Source organism: Dyella sp. SYSU CM1112 (assembly GCF_058216415.1).
Genome location: NZ_JBZEGI010000008.1, coordinates 188,870 through 205,175 on the forward strand (window position 1 = coordinate 188,870; position 16,306 = coordinate 205,175).

At 60.0% G+C, this 16,306-nt stretch carries 13 protein-coding genes and 1 tRNA gene; 6 read left to right on the forward strand and 8 right to left on the reverse strand.

Annotation, left to right across the window (positions count from 1 at the left end):
• Positions 1-99: 99 nt before the first annotated feature.
• Positions 100-1,353 carry an MFS transporter gene (locus AC4HNJ_RS13285; protein WP_490480063.1) on the forward strand — a complete coding sequence of 418 codons (1,254 nt, stop codon included), beginning with the start codon at positions 100-102 and terminating at the stop codon, positions 1,351-1,353.
• A gap of 65 nt (positions 1,354-1,418) precedes the next feature.
• Here AC4HNJ_RS13285 and AC4HNJ_RS13290 read toward each other — a convergent pair whose 3' ends face one another.
• Positions 1,419-4,130: a M16 family metallopeptidase gene (locus AC4HNJ_RS13290; protein WP_490480064.1), complete on the reverse strand. Its 2,712-nt coding sequence runs from the start codon at positions 4,128-4,130 to the stop codon at positions 1,419-1,421.
• A gap of 219 nt (positions 4,131-4,349) precedes the next feature.
• Here AC4HNJ_RS13290 and AC4HNJ_RS13295 point away from each other — a divergent pair, with 219 nt between their 5' ends.
• The 3 genes from AC4HNJ_RS13295 to murJ all read left to right on the forward strand — a co-directional run bounded on the left by AC4HNJ_RS13295 (position 4,350) and on the right by murJ (position 6,683).
• The gene (locus AC4HNJ_RS13295) at positions 4,350-4,673 is read left to right on the forward strand and encodes a YbjQ family protein (RefSeq protein ID WP_490480065.1); all 324 of its coding nucleotides are present in this window, start codon (positions 4,350-4,352) and stop codon (positions 4,671-4,673) included.
• A gap of 12 nt (positions 4,674-4,685) precedes the next feature.
• Positions 4,686-4,994 carry a hypothetical protein gene (locus tag AC4HNJ_RS13300; protein WP_490480066.1) on the forward strand — a complete coding sequence of 103 codons (309 nt, stop codon included), beginning with the start codon at positions 4,686-4,688 and terminating at the stop codon, positions 4,992-4,994.
• A 108-nt stretch (positions 4,995-5,102) separates the two neighbouring features.
• A complete protein-coding gene (gene murJ, locus AC4HNJ_RS13305; RefSeq protein WP_490480067.1) occupies positions 5,103-6,683 on the forward strand; it encodes a murein biosynthesis integral membrane protein MurJ in 1,581 nt (526 codons plus the stop codon).
• A gap of 59 nt (positions 6,684-6,742) precedes the next feature.
• Here the strand turns inward: murJ and poxB are convergent, their stop codons facing one another.
• The 6 genes from poxB to amaB form a co-directional block, all read right to left on the reverse strand.
• Entirely contained in the window at positions 6,743-8,473 is a 1,731-nt protein-coding gene (poxB, locus tag AC4HNJ_RS13310; protein ID WP_490480068.1) for a ubiquinone-dependent pyruvate dehydrogenase, read from the reverse strand.
• Positions 8,474-8,596: 123 nt separating this feature from the next.
• Positions 8,597-9,625: a UDP-N-acetylmuramate dehydrogenase gene (murB, locus tag AC4HNJ_RS13315; RefSeq protein ID WP_490480096.1), complete on the reverse strand. Its 1,029-nt coding sequence runs from the start codon at positions 9,623-9,625 to the stop codon at positions 8,597-8,599.
• A gap of 10 nt (positions 9,626-9,635) precedes the next feature.
• Positions 9,636-10,673, reverse strand: coding sequence for a quinone-dependent dihydroorotate dehydrogenase (locus AC4HNJ_RS13320; protein WP_490480069.1), 1,038 nt, complete (start codon positions 10,671-10,673; stop codon positions 9,636-9,638).
• Positions 10,673-11,440, reverse strand: coding sequence for a class I SAM-dependent methyltransferase (locus AC4HNJ_RS13325; protein WP_490480070.1), 768 nt, complete (start codon positions 11,438-11,440; stop codon positions 10,673-10,675). The genes AC4HNJ_RS13320 and AC4HNJ_RS13325 overlap by 1 nt, the downstream gene beginning before the upstream one ends.
• A gap of 6 nt (positions 11,441-11,446) precedes the next feature.
• Complete coding sequence (locus AC4HNJ_RS13330) at positions 11,447-12,220, reverse strand: SDR family NAD(P)-dependent oxidoreductase (RefSeq protein WP_490480071.1); 774 nt, start codon at positions 12,218-12,220, stop codon at positions 11,447-11,449.
• Positions 12,221-12,301: 81 nt separating this feature from the next.
• A complete protein-coding gene (gene amaB / locus AC4HNJ_RS13335; RefSeq protein ID WP_490480072.1) occupies positions 12,302-13,837 on the reverse strand; it encodes an L-piperidine-6-carboxylate dehydrogenase in 1,536 nt (511 codons plus the stop codon).
• A gap of 143 nt (positions 13,838-13,980) precedes the next feature.
• Between amaB and AC4HNJ_RS13340 the strand changes: the two genes are divergently transcribed.
• A tRNA-Arg gene (locus AC4HNJ_RS13340) sits at positions 13,981-14,057 on the forward strand.
• A gap of 619 nt (positions 14,058-14,676) precedes the next feature.
• Entirely contained in the window at positions 14,677-15,015 is a 339-nt protein-coding gene (locus AC4HNJ_RS13345; RefSeq protein WP_490480073.1) for a hypothetical protein, read from the forward strand.
• 116 nt (positions 15,016-15,131) lie between these two features.
• Here the strand turns inward: AC4HNJ_RS13345 and AC4HNJ_RS13350 are convergent, their stop codons facing one another.
• Positions 15,132-16,148: a LacI family DNA-binding transcriptional regulator gene (locus AC4HNJ_RS13350; RefSeq protein ID WP_490480074.1), complete on the reverse strand. Its 1,017-nt coding sequence runs from the start codon at positions 16,146-16,148 to the stop codon at positions 15,132-15,134.
• Positions 16,149-16,306 lie beyond the last annotated feature (158 nt).

Consider the following 16,306-nt stretch of genomic DNA (forward strand, 5'->3'; position numbering starts at 1 on the left):
ATTTGACCCAATAGTGTATGCAGGCCGCAGACGGCTACTTTAAGGTGAGCTCCCCAGCGAGACAATCTCGCGCGTTTTTCCCCTGACCCCCTAGAGACTATGCAGAATTCCGCCGAATCGGTTTCCCTGCCATCGACTGCGCCATCGACTGCGCCTGCGGCTTCCGCGCAACGCACGGATTACACCATCCTGGGTGCGATCAGTTTTTCGCACCTGCTCAACGACATGATCCAGTCGTTGATCCTGGCGATCTATCCGATCCTCAAAAGCGGCTTTCACCTGAGCTTCGGACAGGTCGGATTGATCACGCTGACCTATCAGGTCACTGCGTCCTTGCTGCAGCCGCTGGTGGGCGTGGTGACGGACCGTCGACCGATGCCTTACTCCCTGCCGATCGGCATGGGCTTTACTCTCGGCGGTTTGCTGCTGCTTGCCGTAGCGCCGAATTATCCGGTGCTGCTGGTGGCGGCTGGATTGGTCGGTACGGGGTCGTCCGTGTTCCATCCCGAATCGTCGCGCGTGGCACGTTTGGCATCGGGTGGGCAACACGGCCTGGCGCAATCGTTGTTCCAGGTGGGCGGCAATACAGGATCGTCACTGGGACCGTTGCTGGCTGCCTGGATCATCGTGCCGCACGGCCGCGGCAGCGTGGCGTGGTTCTCGCTCGCGGCCTTGTTGGCGATGGTGGTGCTATTGCAGGTGGGACGCTGGTATCGCCTTCACCATGTGAGCCGGAGCAAGGCGGTGCGTCATGTGGCGGGTGAAGGATTGGGGCGCGGCAAAGTAGCCATGTGCCTGCTGATCCTGGGTTTGCTGATCTTCTCCAAGTATTTTTATCTCGCCAGCATCAGCAGCTATTTCACCTTCTACTTGATCCATACCTTCCACGTCTCCGTCCAGAGCGCGCAGATGTACTTGTTCGTGTTCCTGTTCGCAGTAGCGGTGGGTTCGCTGATCGGCGGACCCGTCGGCGACAGGGTAGGGCGCAAATGGGTGATCTGGATATCGATCCTCGGGGTGGCGCCTTTCACGCTCGCGTTGCCACACGCCGACCTGTTCTGGACGGGCGTGCTGTCGGTGCTGATCGGCCTGATCCTGTCATCGGCTTTTTCGGCGATCCTGGTTTACGCGCAAGAGTTGATCCCGGGTCGGGTAGGCATGATCTCTGGGTTGTTCTTTGGCTTCGCCTTCGGCATGGGCGGTATTGGTGCAGCCGTGCTGGGACGCGTGGCGGATGTACGGGGTATCGACTACGTCTATTCGCTTTGCGCTTATCTGCCATTGATCGGCGTGTTGGCGGTATTCCTGCCTAATCTGGAGCGGCCGATGCGAAAGCTGGCTGCAGCAAGCTAAAGGCGCTGCACCGTTGCTGTACTCGCCTTAAAAAAACGGCCCATTCAGTGGGCCGTTTTTCATCTTCAATGTTTCGCTGGCGTCGGTCCTTGCACCACCTGCATCAGGTGCTGCGGATGCAAGTATTTCTTGAATGCTGCTTGCACCTGTTGCGGCGTGAGCGTCAGGTAATGCTTGGCGGCCACCATCGGCTGATCCAGCGGTTCACCATGCCAGGCCCATGTCAGCAGTGAACGGGCGATGCTGTTGACGCTGGAGACTGCCACCGGGATCGAGCGGATTTCATATTGGCGAGCGTTGTCGAGCTCGTCTTGCATCAAGGGTTTGGTTTGCATGTCGACCAGATTCTGGCGAACCAACCCATCCACCGCGGCGACTTTGTCCGGATCACTGCCGTACTGTACGAAGAAGATCGACCGTGAGCGATCAAAGCGTATGCCGGAACCCGCCCCGTAGGCGTAACCGTGTTTCACGCGGATATCCATCATCAGGCGAGAGGCAAAACCGTTGCCGCCCAGCACGTTGTTGCCCAGTTGCAGTGCGTAACGGTCCGGGTTGTGCATGTTGAGTTCAAGCATCTGGCCCATCAGCACCTGGTCCTGCGAGGAGTATGGGTTATTGACCACTGCGTATCCTGCCGGATTGACGCTCACCGGTTTGGAAATCACATCAGGCTTCGGACCCGTCGCCTTCCACTGGCCGAAATAGCGCTCCACCGTGGCCTTGGCTTGGTCGGGCGTGACGCGACCCACGACCACAATGGTGGTGAGATCGGGGCGATAACTCTTGGCGAAGTAGTCTTTGACGTCCTGCAAGGTCAGCGCCTTGATCGTTGCCGGTGTCGGGCGCCGCAGATCGGGATCGCCCGCAGGCAGCAAGCCCGTCATCAAGGCTTTCATCATTTTGTACTGCGGTGACTGCATTTCACCGGCGAGACTGCGCGCCAGCGTGTCCTGTTGCACGACAAAACCCTGCTGCGGTAGCGCAGGATGCAGTTCGTTATCGGCCAGCAGCTGCATGGCGCGATCAAACTGACTGCTGAGCGTGGCTACGCCAAAATCGGTGCCGCCGCTTTCGGTAGCGGAGATATCATCGAGCGCCTTGTGGAACGCATCGCGATCCATACTGGTCGAGCCGTAATCGAACAGCGAGCCGAGCAGGCGTGCAACGCCTTCTTGGTCGGCAGGCTCCTGCAGTTTGGGGTTGTTGTCGATATGGCCGAGCACGGTGACCGTCTTGCTGATGTTCTCCGGCTGCACGATGAGATGAATGCCATTGGGCAGCGTCATCTGCACGGGATCCAGTGTCCAGTGGGGCATCTCCAACTTGCTGAGTTTCTCCGCAGCCCAGGCGGGCAGAGGCGTATCCAGCTTGTCGTTTCCGGCGAACGATTCGGAACCACCAAAACCTGCACTGTTCGGAGGGCGCTTACCGTTGTCGTTAGGCGTCAAGACCACCGTGACGCGTTGATCGGGTTTGAGATATTCGCGCGCTACGCGATTGACGTCGGCGACAGTGACCTGACGAATTTGGTTCTCGGCCTCCTCCGGCGAGCTCAAGCCCATCCATGCGATGGCTTGCGACCAGGCACTGGCCAAGGTCACGGCGCTGTTCTTGTCGAATTCCGCCTGGGCAATTTCGGAGCGCTTGGAGGCCTCGACCAGATCAGCCGGGACGCCATTTTTCAGGATATTTTCGATAACGCCATCAAGATCGGCCTGCGCCTTCTTGGCGTCGCCACCTTTCGGGAAGCCGACTTCGATCACCCCGACGCCGCCGTGACTGAACGGCTGCAGTTGCGCGTCGGCGCTGAGCACCTTGCCTTCCACGGCGAGAGCGGAGAGGGAGCTGCGTGCATTGTTGAGCACGTCCAGCAACACCTGCGCAGCGGCATTGTCCTTGGACATCATGCCCGGCATGCGATACATGAATTGCACCGATCCCGTACCTTCCGGCGTCGTCGTGGCGATCGTTTCGGGTTTCACGGGCTGCAGTTTGACCGGCGTGCGTTCGGGCACAGTCCGCTTGGGAATCGCACCGAACAGATCTTTGACTTTCGCCAGGGTCTGTTGTGGATCGACGTCGCCGACAATCACCAGCAGCGCGTTATTGGGCCCGTACCAATTCTTGTAGAACGTTTGCAGGTCTGCAGCCGTGGTTTTGTCAAAGGAGGGACGCGTCCCCAGCGCATCGTCGGCATAGCCGGTGCCGGCATAGAGAACGCGTTCGGCTTTTTCGAAAGCAACGTATCCCGGGTCGGAGATATCGCGCGACACCTCTTGTTCGATCGCGCCACGTTCACGGTCCCAGTCCTTCTGGGTCAGCAGCGCACCTTCCATGCGCGTCGATTCGATGTGGAGAAGCAGGTCAAGATAATTCGAAGGCGCCACGAAGTAATACTGCGTGGCATCGTTGGTGGTGAAGGCGTTGTTGTCAGCGCCCATCTTGCCGGTCATTTCATTGAGCTGATCGCCGCTCATGCCGCGGCTGTCGCGGAACATCATGTGTTCCAAAGCGTGCGCCGTGCCGGGAAGGTCCTCTGGCGTCTCGTAGCCACCGGCGAGATAGGTAATTTGCGTGGTCACCATCGGTGACAGGGTTTCGCGCACGATCACGACGCGCAGGCCGTTGTCCAGGGTGGCATGCAAAACCTGGCCATCGCCAGCTATGGCGTGGGCCGCCGCGGGGGCCTCCGCGCGTGCGGGAAGACTGGCGCTCACCAGTCCCATCCCCAGCATGACGCTCCATGCCAATGTCTTGAACGGGTTTGACAGCATGATAGGGATTCCTCGAAAGACCAAGCGTAGACCGCCGGATGGTGACATAGTGCCCGAGAGTGGACTACGTGCCGAAAGGCGGGCGCGAAGGGCGGCCGCCCATGTACAGTGCCGGCTCACGCTCGCAAGAAACGTGTACATGCTGCAGCACTATCGATAATTCCTTGCGAGGGGGTATTGTGCTGGCATCGTGATTTCCTGGGGAAAGGAGCAACGCGTATGTTGGTAGTAACGACCGAGAACGTGCCGGGCCATCAGGTGGTCCAGGTGAAGGGACAGGTGTTCGGTGTCGTCGTACGCAGCCGTGGCATCGGCGGCAACATGATGGCGGGCTTGCGATCGCTCGTCGGCGGCGAAATCCATGAGTACACGCAGATGCTGGAGGAGGCACGCCGCCATGCCCTCGATCGTCTGGTTGCCAACGCCAAGCTGATGGGTGCGAACGCAGTGTTGATGATGCGTTTCGATTCCGCCGAGATCGGCCAGACGATGAGCGAAATCGTGGCCTATGGCACTGCCGTGGTGCTCGATCCCCCGACTTGAGCGGAGCTGTGCGTGCTGCCAATCGTATTGTATGTATTGGGTGGTTTGCTGCTGGTCGGCGCTGGCATTGCGGCGCTGACCGGCGTATTCGTGGCACTGCTGCCGCAATTGATATTCGGCGGCTTGTTGCTGGTGGTCGGGCTGGCGATTGAGCGCTGGCGCTACAAGCCATTGCTGCGGACGCGACCGGATCCGTGCTGGAAGGATACCGGCGAGCGTTTCGTCGATCCCGGCAGCGGGCAACTCACGGCCGTTTATTTCGATCCGCAGCGTGGCGAGCGGCACTACATCGTCGTCGACGATCAGGTGTTGCCGCGTTGAGCACCACGGGCAGGCGCGTTCTCGCAGCGCCATCGCGGCGCCCTGTGCTTCAGAGAAGAGTCGCCGACGGATGCTACGCTTAGCGTTTTTCCGACCGGGCGGATGGGTATGACGAAAGAGGCTGGCCGTGGACATGCCCTGCTGGTGGGTGCAGGCATTCTTTGCAGCCGCCTGTTCGGACTGGCCCGCCAGCGGGTGTTCTCCCATTTTTTCGGCCTGTCGGATGCGGCCGATATTTTCAGCGCGGCGTTGCGGGTGCCGAACTTTTTGCAGAATCTGTTCGGTGAAGGCGTGCTTTCGGCTTCCTTCATTCCGGTCTATGCGCGTCTGTTGGCGCAGCATAAGCAAGACGACGCGGATCGCCTTGCCGGCGCCATTGCCGCGATCCTGGCCTTGCTCATTTCGGTGATCGTCGCCCTGGGCGTGATGGCTACGCCCTATCTGCTGTGGTTGATCGCTCCCGGCTACACGGGGGAAAAGCGCGAACTGACCATCCTGATCGTACGGATTCTTTTTCCGGGAACCGGCATCTTGGTGTGGTCGGCATGGTGCCTGGGCATCCTCAACAGCCACCACAAATTTTTTCTCTCATATGCAGCGCCGGTGGTCTGGAATCTGTCGATGATCCTGACCATGCTGCTCTTCCGGCACCTGGATGCCAATCGCCTGATCGTTTACTTGGCATGGGGCACGGTATTGGGCTGCCTGCTGCAGTTCCTGGTGCAGTTGGGGCCGGTATTGAAGCTGGTGCCCGGCTTGCGCCTGCGGTTTGATCTGCGCAATCTGCATGTGAAGCAGGTCGGGGGCAGCTTCCTGGGTGTTGCAGTGGGACGCGGTGTGGTCCAGATCAGCGCGTTTGTGGATCAAGCCATTTCCACCTTGCTGGGTAGTGGCGCGATTGCCGGCATGACGACCGCATCCTCGATCAATCTGTTGCCGGTCAGCCTGTTCGGCATGGCGATTTCCGCCTCCGAATTACCGACGCTTTCGCGCATGGCAGGCGATGACGTCGATGCAGACATCGCATCGAAATTATCCGCACGCTTGAACGGCGGCCTGGAACGCATTGCCTTCTTCATCGTGCCGTCAGCCATGGCGTTTTTTGCCTTGGGTAACGTGATCGTTGCCGCGCTCTATCAATCGGGTGCTTTCACGCGCAAGGATTCGTACTACGTGTGGGCGATTCTCGCCGGTTCGGGGGTGGGCTTGTTGGCGTCCACCTTTGGACGGCTATACGCTTCCACATATTACGCTTTGCGTGATACACGCACGCCGTTGCGTTTTGCCTTGGTACGGTTGGCTTTCACCGTCGTGCTGGGACTGGCGAGTGCGCTGCTCGGGCCGAGGTTGCTGGGCATTCCACTGCAATGGGGCACCGTAGGCCTCACGGCGTCGGCGGGTGTGGCGGGCTGGATCGAATTTCATCTTTTGCGCCGCGGGATGAACCGGAGGCTTGGGTTCACCGGCGTCGCCTCGTCGATGATGGTCAAGTTATGGGTGGCGGCCGTTCTTGCGGCAGCCAGCGCCTGGGCCGTCGAATGGGCTCTGTCCGGCAGCGGGCCGATCGTGACGGCCTTGTTCGTATTGTCGGTATACGGGGTCGTTTACTTTGCTGCCACGTTCTTGCTGCGTATCAAGATATGCCGGGACGTGATCGGAAACATCATGCGGCGCATCGGCCTTGCTTGACCGGGGCGATGAGGCGATGGGCGAAACCATCGCCTCTGTGTCTCTGCGAGGCCTGCAGCTCAACGACGCAGATTGCTGCGCGCGAGTTCGACCAGTTCATCACCGCGTCCGTTCATCACCGTGCGCAATGCCCACAAGCTGAAGCCTTTCATCTGCTCCAGCTGGATTTTCGGCGGCATGGACAGTTCTTGCCGATTGGTTACGACGTCGACCAGCGCAGGGCCGTTATGCGCAAACGCATCGCGCACGGCGTCTTCCAGGTCGCCGGGATCTTCCACGCGCGTGCCGTAGATACCCACCGCGCGCGCCAGCGCGGAGAAGTCCGGATTGTCCAAGGTTACGCCGGTCGGCAGAAAGCCGGATGCCTTCATTTCCAATTCGACGAAGCCCAGCGTGCCGTTGTTGAACACGATGATCTTCACCGGCAGCTTATGTTGTACCAAGGTGAGCAAGTCGCCCATCAGCATCGAAAAACCGCCATCGCCGGAGAGGCTGACGATCTGGCGTTGCGGATAGGCTGTTTGCGCCCCGATGGCTTGTGGCATGGCATTGGCCATCGAGCCGTGCACGAAGGAGCCGAGCAAGCGGCGTTTGCCGTTCATCTGCAGATAGCGTGCGGCCCAGATAGTGGGTGTGCCTACATCGCAGGTAAAGACGGCATCCTCGCTGGCCAGATCGCTGACGACTTTTGCTACGTACTGCGGATGGATCAATTTGCTGCCGGGTTTGCCCGTTGCGAGATCGTTGAGTCCTTCGCGCGCTTTTTGATAACGATCGAGACTGCTCTTCAGATGCCCATCGTTCGTGGAGGCCTTCAGGCGAGGCAGCAAGGCTTCGAGGGTCGCGCCGACATCACCCACCAGGCCCAGGTCGAGCTGGCAGCGGCGTCCCAGGTTTTCCGCACGCAAGTCGATCTGGCAGATCTTGGCGCTCTCCGGGAAAAATTGGCGGTAAGGAAAATCAGTGCCGAGCAGCAGCAAGGTGTCACAGTTCATCATGGCTTCATAGCCGGAGCTGAAACCGATCAGGCCGGTCATGCCCACGTCATACGGGTTATCCCATTCGACATGTTCCTTGCCGCCAAGCGCGTGCACGACGGGCGCCTTGAGTGTTTCGGCAAGCTGCACTACGGCATCATGCGCGCCTGCACATCCGCGTCCGCAGAACAACGTGACTTTGCGCCCGCTGCCCAGCAAGGTTGCGAGTTGATCCAGTTGCGCATCGGCCGGAATGATTTTCGGTGCCTTGGGAATGAGGCCGTCAGGGCTCGGCACGGGGCCGCTGGCTTCGCTCAGCGCCACGTCTCCCGGAATAACCAGCACGGCAACCCCGCGCTGTCCCACCGCTGAGCGGATTGCCGATGCCACGGCATGGCGGGCTTGGGCGGCGCTGTTGACCAGTTCGCAGTAATGGCTGCATTCCTTGAACAGTTGCTGCGGATGGGTTTCCTGAAAATAGCCGCTGCCGACTTCAGCGGAAGGAATATGCGCGGCAATCGCGAGTACTGGCGTACGCGAGCGATGTGCATCGTAAAGCCCGTTGATGAGATGGAGGTTGCCGGGGCCGCAGGAACCCGCACATACCGCCAGTTCACCGCTGAGCTGCGATTCCGCACCAGCGCCGAAGGCCGCTGACTCTTCGTGCCGGTAATGGATCCATTGCATGTCTTGGCGACGACGCAGCGATTCCGTAATGCCGTTGAGGCTGTCGCCGACCAGTCCGTGTATGCGTTGCACTCCGGCTTGCGCGAGTGTTTCGACCAGGATGTCTGCAACATTGCGAATGCTCATGACACGGCTCCTCGGCGATGGGGACCGTTCCATCTTGGCAAAGTTTTTCTTTGCTTTCCGTAAAAGCCGTCATCGATCCCCCATTGGAGGGATCGGCAGACGTGAACACGTTTGTGGGAGGCTTTAGGGTGTGCCGACGACCATCGGCTCAGGTTCCAGGCGCACGCCGAAACGTGCCTGCACGCCATCGATGACGTGCTGGGCAAAGGCCCATAATTCCTTGCCGCTTGCCTTGCCGTGATTCACCAGCACCAAGGCGTGGCGGTTGGAAATGCCTGCATCCCCTTCGCGCATTCCCTTGAAGCCAGCGGCCTCGATCAACCATGCGGCCGACAGTTTCCAGCGTGCATTATGGTCGGGCCATGCCACGAGCTGCGGATGTTCCCGTTTCAAGGCTTCGCCTTGCACGGCATCGACGATCGGGTTTTTGAAAAAGCTTCCTGCATTGCCGATGACGGCCAGATCAGGCAGCTTTCGGGTGCGCAGATGGATGACAGCTTCGGCCACATGGAACGGTGCCGGCTTGTCCACGCCCATGCGTTCGAGTTCTTCGCGGATACCGGCGTAATCGAGCCGTAGCGTATGGCTACGTGGCAGGGCAAAGCGCACGGCAGTCACGATAAAGCGATCCGGTTCGTGCTTGAACAAGGAATCGCGATAGGCGAATGCGCAGGCGTGGCGCTCCAAGGTGACCACACGGCGGTCGATCCGGTCCCAGGCTTCCACGCTTTCGATGAATTCGGCTACTTCTGTACCGTAGGCGCCGATGTTCTGGATCGGCGCCGCGCCGACGGTGCCTGGAATGAGAATGAGGTTTTCCAGGCCTGATAAGCCTTGGCCTAGTGCCCAGCGCACGAAGTCGTCCCAGCGCTCGCCGGCGGCCACGGCAACGCGGGCCACATCGCCGTCCTGTTCGACATGCACGCCACGCGTCTCCATCGCGAGCACCGTACCTGCGACATCGCCAGTCAGCAGCATATTGCTGCCTTCTCCCAGCACCAGCAAAGGGTTTGTGCGGATGGCCGGAAAATCGAGTAGCTCCGGCAATTTCGCGGCGTCATGGATTTCGGCCAATAGCTTGGCACGCACGTCGACGCGCAAGGTGTTGCGTGTTACCAGCGATGCGTTTTCGATCAGGGTGTAGCCGCCCATGGCGACGCGCTCAGGCGGCATGACGTTGTTCCTGACAGCGACGAATTTCATTCACGCATTCGGCGACCAAGGCCGGGCCGCGATAGATAAGTCCCGAATAGATCTGTACCAGGGATGCGCCGGCTTCCAGTTTTTCCACTGCGGCATCGCCTTCGACAATACCGCCGACACCAACGATGGGTACGCGCTCACCCAGACGCTCGCGCATCCCGCGAACCACCTCAGTGGCGCGCTTGCGCAGCGGTTTGCCGGAAAGACCGCCGGTTTCCTGGCCATGCGGATCGTCGGCTACGGAAGTGTGATCGATCGTGGTGTTGGTGCAGATGACGCCATCGACGCCGGCAGCCAGCAGCACCTCGGCAATACTGTCCAGCTCGGTTTCGGAAAGATCGGGCGCGATTTTCAGCAGCATGGGCTTGCGGGTTGCATGTTGCGAAGCGAGCCGCTCCTGCGCTTCGCGCAGCGTTTCGATGAAACGGCGCAGCGTTGCTTCTTCCTGCAGATCGCGTAAGCCCTTGGTATTGGGCGAGGAGATATTGACGGTGATGTAGCTTGCCAGCGCATACACGCGCTCCAGGCAGAACAGATAATCGTCGACGGCCTTTTCGTTGGGCGTGTCTTTGTTTTTGCCGATATTGATGCCCAGCACACCGCGATAGCTCGATGCCTGTACATTGCGCACCAGCGCGTCCACGCCCTCGTTGTTGAAGCCCATGCGATTGATGATGGCTTCATGACGCGGCAGACGAAACAGGCGAGGGCGGTCATTCCCGATTTGCGGACGAGGCGTCACCGTGCCGACTTCGATAAAGCCGAAGCCTAGCGAACCGAGCGCGTCCAAGTGTGCGGCGTTCTTGTCCAGTCCCGCTGCCAGTCCCACCGGATTGGGAAAGCGCAGGCCAAACACTTCCGTCGGCAGATCGGCGGGAGCTGTCGCTACAAAGCGCATCAGTTCGCTGCGATAGGCGACGTCCAGCCCGTACAGAGTCAGCCCATGCGCCGTCTCCGCATCGAGTGTGAATAGCAACGGACGAAGCCATGCGTACATCAAAGTACCTCGCCGACGTACACGCGGGTATCGTAGTCGAAGCTGACATGACCGTTTGTTTCGCAGGCATCGAACAATGTGCGCAAGGCTTCGATCATGGGCTCATGCTTAGGATGCCCTGGCGTGGGTGCGTAAGAAGATGACATCAGCCGGCCGCGCAATGCCTCGAAATCGAGCAACTGGCAATGATCGAATTGCGCCGTGCCATGCCAGCCCGCGCCGAACCATTCGCGCATGCGCGGCTCGTCTGCGTAGCGTTCCGCGACACTGGTGTAGTCCGTGCCATAGGTTTGCAGCAGTGCTTCGTAGCCTTCCAGAAAGCGTGTGCCAGTGAGACGGCGCGAATTCCAGTAGATAGCAGCCAAACCACCGGGACGCAGGATGCGGTGGAATTCGCGATGTGTGCTAGCCGGATCGAACCAGTGAAAAGCCTGAGCCACCGAAACAAGGTCGACACTGTCATCATCCAGCGTCGTCGCATCGGCACGCCCATCCACCGCTTGAAAGCGCGGATTGTCGCCCAGCCACGCGACGGCAGCTTCGCGCATGGCGGCATTCGGCTCCACGGCGGTCACGCTGTGACCAGCATCCAGAAACATCTTGCAGGATATGCCGGTGCCGGCTCCCACGTCGGCCACGCGCCAATCCGGCGTTACGCCTTGCGCATCTCGCAGCCATGCGAGCAGGGCGGCAGGATAGTCGGGGCGATAGCGAATGTAATCGGCAACGCGATCGCTGAAACGTTCGGTAGATTTCAAATCGTTCATGAGTGCTTATCCCGAAAGATACTGGCCGCCGTCGACGCAGAGTGTTTGTCCGGTAATCCAGGCAGCCCAGGGTGAGGCCAGAAATAATGCCGCGTGTGCCACTTCTTCAGGCTTGCCATAACGGCCGAATGGGATTTTCGTCAGCACTGCGGCGTAGCGCGTGGGATCGTCCTGCTTGACCCGGTCCCACAAACCATCTTCGAACTCGATCGAACCGGGTGCGATGGCGTTGACGCGGATACGCTGTGGCGCAAGCGCGAGTGCTTGCGAAGCGGTGTAATGGCAAAGCGCCGCCTTCATCGCGCCGTAAGCCGGCGTACCGGGTCTGGGGAGCAAACCTGCTATGGAGCTGGTGTGCAGGATGCTGGCATGCGATGAGGCAGACAGGTAAGGCAGTGCGGCGCGCGAAGCACGCACGGCTGCCATCAAATCCACGTTGAAGCCGGCCAGCCAGGGTTCGTCTTCGTCACCGAAACCGTAGCCAGTGGCGTTGTTGATAAGAATATCGATACCGCCCAGGGCTTGTGCGGCTTCAGCGATATAGCGTTCGATAGCTGCCGCATCGCTCAGGTCGCAGGATTGGTTGTGCACGGGAACATCGTAGGCCCTGGCGGCATCGGCGGTTTCGTCCAATGCGTCTTTGCCGCGAGCGCAGAGAGATACGGCAGCGCCCGAGGAAGCGAACGCGAGGACCATGCTACGGCCGATGCCTCTGCTCCCGCCTGCGATCACCACGCGATAACCGTGAAAGTCGAAGGGGGGAGACGTTGCAGAGGGCATACCGTTGTCCTTCAAACTGGGTTCGTTCGTCGCGGACCATCGCCCTCTTTAAGAGAGAGCGATGGCCAGGTCATGCATGCATTACAGATCGAACTTGATGCCTTGCGCCAGCGGCAACGCGTCCGAGTAATTGATGGTATTGGTCTGACGGCGCATGTAGACCTTCCATGCATCCGAACCGGATTCGCGACCGCCGCCGGTTTCCTTCTCGCCACCAAACGCACCGCCGATCTCGGCGCCCGAGGTGCCGATGTTGACGTTGGCGATGCCGCAATCCGAACCGGCAGCCGACAGGTATTGCTCGGCGGCTCTCAGATTCTGCGTGAATATGGACGAGGACAGGCCTTGCGGGACGCTGTTCTGCAACTCGATGGCTTCGTCGATACTCTTGAACGGCATGATGTAGAGAATCGGTGCAAACGTTTCGGTCTGCACGACGTCATCGCTGTTCTTCAATCCGGTGATGATGGTCGGCAGCACGAAGTTGCCTTTGCGATCGCTCAGTGCAGCACCGCCGGTACGCACCGTGCCGCCGTTTGCCTTGGCTTTTTCGATCGCGGCAACGTAAGCGCTAACCGCCTCCTTGCTGTTGAGCGGCCCCATCAGGGTGGTGGCGAGCGTCGGATCGCCGATCTTGCCTTCGACCTGTTTGTATGCAGCGACCAGTTTGTCGGTCACGTCACCGATGATCAACTCATGCACGAACAGGCGGCGCGTGGTGGTGCAGCGTTGACCGGCTGTGCCGACCGCACCGAAAACGATAGCCGGAATGGCCAGCTTCAGGTCGGCACTTTCGTCCACGATGATGGCGTTGTTGCCGCCCAATTCCAGCAGCGAGCGTCCCATGCGCTTGGCGACGCGTTCGCCGACCAGACGACCGACTTTGGTGGAGCCCGTGAAGCTGATCAGCGGAATGCGCTTGTCGTCGACAAAGGCCTGCGACAGTTCGGTGCCGGCATCGTTGAACAGGAAGAAAAGGTCCGGGAAGCCGCCGGCCTTCAGCGCTTCATTGCAGATCTTCATCGTGGCAATCGCCGAGAGCGGCGTCTTGGGCGACGGTTTCCAGATACAGATATCGCCGCAGATGGCAGCGAGCATGGCATTCCACGCCCACACCGCCACGGGAAAATTGAACGCGCTGATGATGCCGACCAAACCCAGCGGGTGATACTGCTCGTACATGCGATGGCCGGGACGCTCCGAATGCATGGTGGAGCCATAGAGCATGCGGCTCTGGCCCACGGCGAAATCGGCGATGTCGATCATCTCCTGCACTTCGCCGTCACCTTCCGGCTTGATCTTGCCCATTTCCAGCGCGACCAGCGAACCCAATGCATCCTTGTGCTTGCGCAAGGCTTCGCCGCATAGGCGCACTGCTTCACCGCGACGCGGGGCAGGCGTGGTGCGCCATACTTTGAAGGCTTCCTGGGCGCGCTTGACGATGATGTCGTAGTCCTCCGCGCTGGAGGCATACACCGTGCCGATCACCTCGTTGGTCGCTGGATTCATTGGCTGCAACGTGCCGGCCTGGGTGGTCTTGGACCATTCACCCTGGCCGAGATAAGTGCCCGACTGCTCGCCGGTGAGGCCGAGCGCCTTGAGGATTTCGTGGGACATGCGTACTCCTGAGCCGTGGCGCCGAAGCGCCTGAAAAAGGTAATTGCCTATTCTATCAGGCATGTCAGCCAGGCCTGCTTTCACCGGATCGCGCTTCCCTGCGATCCATGCGAAAATCGCGGCTCATCAGGGTTTCCTGCTTCGCCCCCGTAGCTCAGTTGGATAGAGCGTCCCCCTCCTAAGGGGAAGGTCGTACGTTCGAATCGTATCGGGGGCACCATTTTTTTCTCTCTTGATCGGGCCGGCGCGCGACTATCGCGGCGATCCGCGCATGAGCGCTGTCCTGACGCGCGGTTGCAGGAGTTGCGCGCTGCAGCATCCTCGGTGTCTCGCATTTCTGATCGGCGGCCACGCTTGATGCGAAGCAGGTGGGCCCTCGCGTTTGCGAAAGGCGACTGACGCTGCAAACGTCTTGCTTCATCGCGGTCATGCCGTCTTTTGCTTGCATGACGCTTCCGCACGAACGAGCCCATCGCTCTGACGGGTATATTTTCTGCGTGCCTTGCAGGGGTAGTGCTGTGCTTCGTGGGTGGATGAGCGCCCGCTTTATGCCGTTTCGTTGTCAGTCCGGCGCAAGGGAAGATGCAGGCCAACCCGTGAAACTATGCGGCAGCTGAATTTCGTGCGATCAGCCATAGTCCGGCGTCAACCCGCAACATGTTCTTTCGTTTATGGCGACTGCGAGGGTGAGGGGCACGCGATGGTGCAGGATGCTGGAGGAGACACCATTGGCAACACGAAGAAGATGACTCCGCTCGACGCATGCATGCCGCTTTCCGCAGGTGGGCGGCGCAATCCAGGCACCTAACGTCCGCTTACAAAAATCAAAGGAATTTGCCATGAATGCAAAATCGAAGTGCATGCTTGCCGGCCTTGTCATGGGTGTCGCCATGATCGCCGGTCCGGTGTTGGCGCAAACCGATGTACCCGGCCATCCGCGCGTCAACGAGGTGAACAATCGTGTGCAGAATCAGCAGAACCGCATCCAGAACGGCCTGAAGAACGGCAGCATGACGCAAGCCCAGGCGGCACGTGATGAAACGCATGATGCGAACATCGCCCGACGCGAAAGTGCAGATGAAGCCAGGCACGGCGGCCACCTTACCAAGCAGGAAAAGCACAATCTCAATCGTGCTGAAAATCGCAATAGCCGGCACATCTATAAGCAAAAGCATTGATTGGATGCGTTGACTACGCCGGTTCCGGGCCTCCCGTATTTATGCGGGAGGCCTTTCTATGTAATGCAGCCGACATCGATGTCGTTTCGAGCTATGGCGATTGCCGCCCGAGACAATCAGCGGTTCGGGGTAGCGGTCGATTCGCGTAATTGCAGCGAGTAGGGCACCTGCACCAGCAGGCCTGCGCCGCGTCCCTTGAGCAGCTCCATCAGCTGGAGCGCGGCCAGCTTTCCCATATCACGGCTTGGTTGTCTCACTGTGGTGAGCGGCGGCCACAGCTGGCTTGCCATGGGGGTGTCGTCGAATCCGCACACCGACAAATCGCGCGGCACCTTGAGCCCGCATTCGTTAGCCGCCCACATGACGCCCGCCGCCATGTCGTCATTGGCGGCGAATACGGCGGTGGGGAGTTGCGGCAATGCAAACAGGCGGCGCGCAGCCATGACGCCGGAGCCGAAGGTGAATTCGCCCTGCACGACGAGGTCGGGGTCGTAAGGAATGCCTGCCGCGGACAGCGCTTCGCGATAACCGGCCAGGCGCCAACGGCTCGCGCCGTGATTGGCGATACCTAGTACATGGGCAATGTGCCGATGACCTTGTCCGATCAAATGTTCAACCAGCGCCTTGGCTGCTTTTTCTTCGTCCATGCACACGCCAATGGCACCTTCGCGGTTGACCGGCGAAACGCTGGCGTAGGGGACTTCGCGTTCTTTCAGGCGGCGTAGCAAAGGGGCGTGATCGGTAAGCGGCGGCGCCAGGATCACGCCGTCTACATGGTGATCGGAAATCAGGGCGTCAACACGCCGGATGAAGTCCGGGCCGCGCATTCGCAGCGGGCACACCATCATGCTGTACCGATGCTCGTTGCAGGCGTCGAGCATGCCGTCCTGGATTTCAGCGAGGTAGGTGGACGCCGGGTTATCGTTATTGTCGTAGAGCATGGCGACCAGAAACGAACGACTGCCGGCGAGTCCGCGCGCCGACGGGCTAGGCCGATAGTTCATTGACTCCATCGCGGCAAGGACGCGCTGCCGCGTGGACTCCTTGACGTACGTCTCTTCGTTGAGGACACGCGACACCGTCTTGGGTGATACACCCGCAGCGCGCGCCACATCTTCCAGGCGTACCCGCATGAATTCTCCCGGCGTCATCGTATTGCTGGATGACTATGCCGTCCGCAGTGGGTTATTTACAAGACTTGTCATGTCTGACGATACGCGGTTGAGCCGTGTGTGAAGCGATAAAAAAGGCGCCCCCTATGAGGAGGCGCCATGCCGGAGCAGGCCGGGGA

Bases quoted from the DNA above. Each gene is read 5' to 3' on its own strand.
- AC4HNJ_RS13295 (WP_490480065.1), top strand. From the start codon at position 4,350: ATGTTGGTAGTAACGACCGAGAACGTGCCGGGCCATCAGGTGGTCCAG.
- poxB (WP_490480068.1), bottom strand. From the start codon at position 8,473: ATGAGCATTCGCAATGTTGCAGACATCCTGGTCGAAACACTCGCGCAA.
- amaB (WP_490480072.1), bottom strand. From the start codon at position 13,837: ATGTCCCACGAAATCCTCAAGGCGCTCGGCCTCACCGGCGAGCAGTCG.
- AC4HNJ_RS13290 (WP_490480064.1), bottom strand. From the start codon at position 4,130: ATGCTGTCAAACCCGTTCAAGACATTGGCATGGAGCGTCATGCTGGGG.
- AC4HNJ_RS13330 (WP_490480071.1), bottom strand. From the start codon at position 12,220: ATGCCCTCTGCAACGTCTCCCCCCTTCGACTTTCACGGTTATCGCGTG.
- murB (WP_490480096.1), bottom strand. From the start codon at position 9,625: ATGGGCGGCTACACCCTGATCGAAAACGCATCGCTGGTAACACGCAAC.
- AC4HNJ_RS13345 (WP_490480073.1), top strand. From the start codon at position 14,677: ATGAATGCAAAATCGAAGTGCATGCTTGCCGGCCTTGTCATGGGTGTC.
- AC4HNJ_RS13285 (WP_490480063.1), top strand. From the start codon at position 100: ATGCAGAATTCCGCCGAATCGGTTTCCCTGCCATCGACTGCGCCATCG.
- AC4HNJ_RS13325 (WP_490480070.1), bottom strand. From the start codon at position 11,440: ATGAACGATTTGAAATCTACCGAACGTTTCAGCGATCGCGTTGCCGAT.
- AC4HNJ_RS13320 (WP_490480069.1), bottom strand. From the start codon at position 10,673: ATGTACGCATGGCTTCGTCCGTTGCTATTCACACTCGATGCGGAGACG.
- AC4HNJ_RS13350 (WP_490480074.1), bottom strand. From the start codon at position 16,148: ATGCGGGTACGCCTGGAAGATGTGGCGCGCGCTGCGGGTGTATCACCC.
- murJ (WP_490480067.1), top strand. From the start codon at position 5,103: ATGACGAAAGAGGCTGGCCGTGGACATGCCCTGCTGGTGGGTGCAGGC.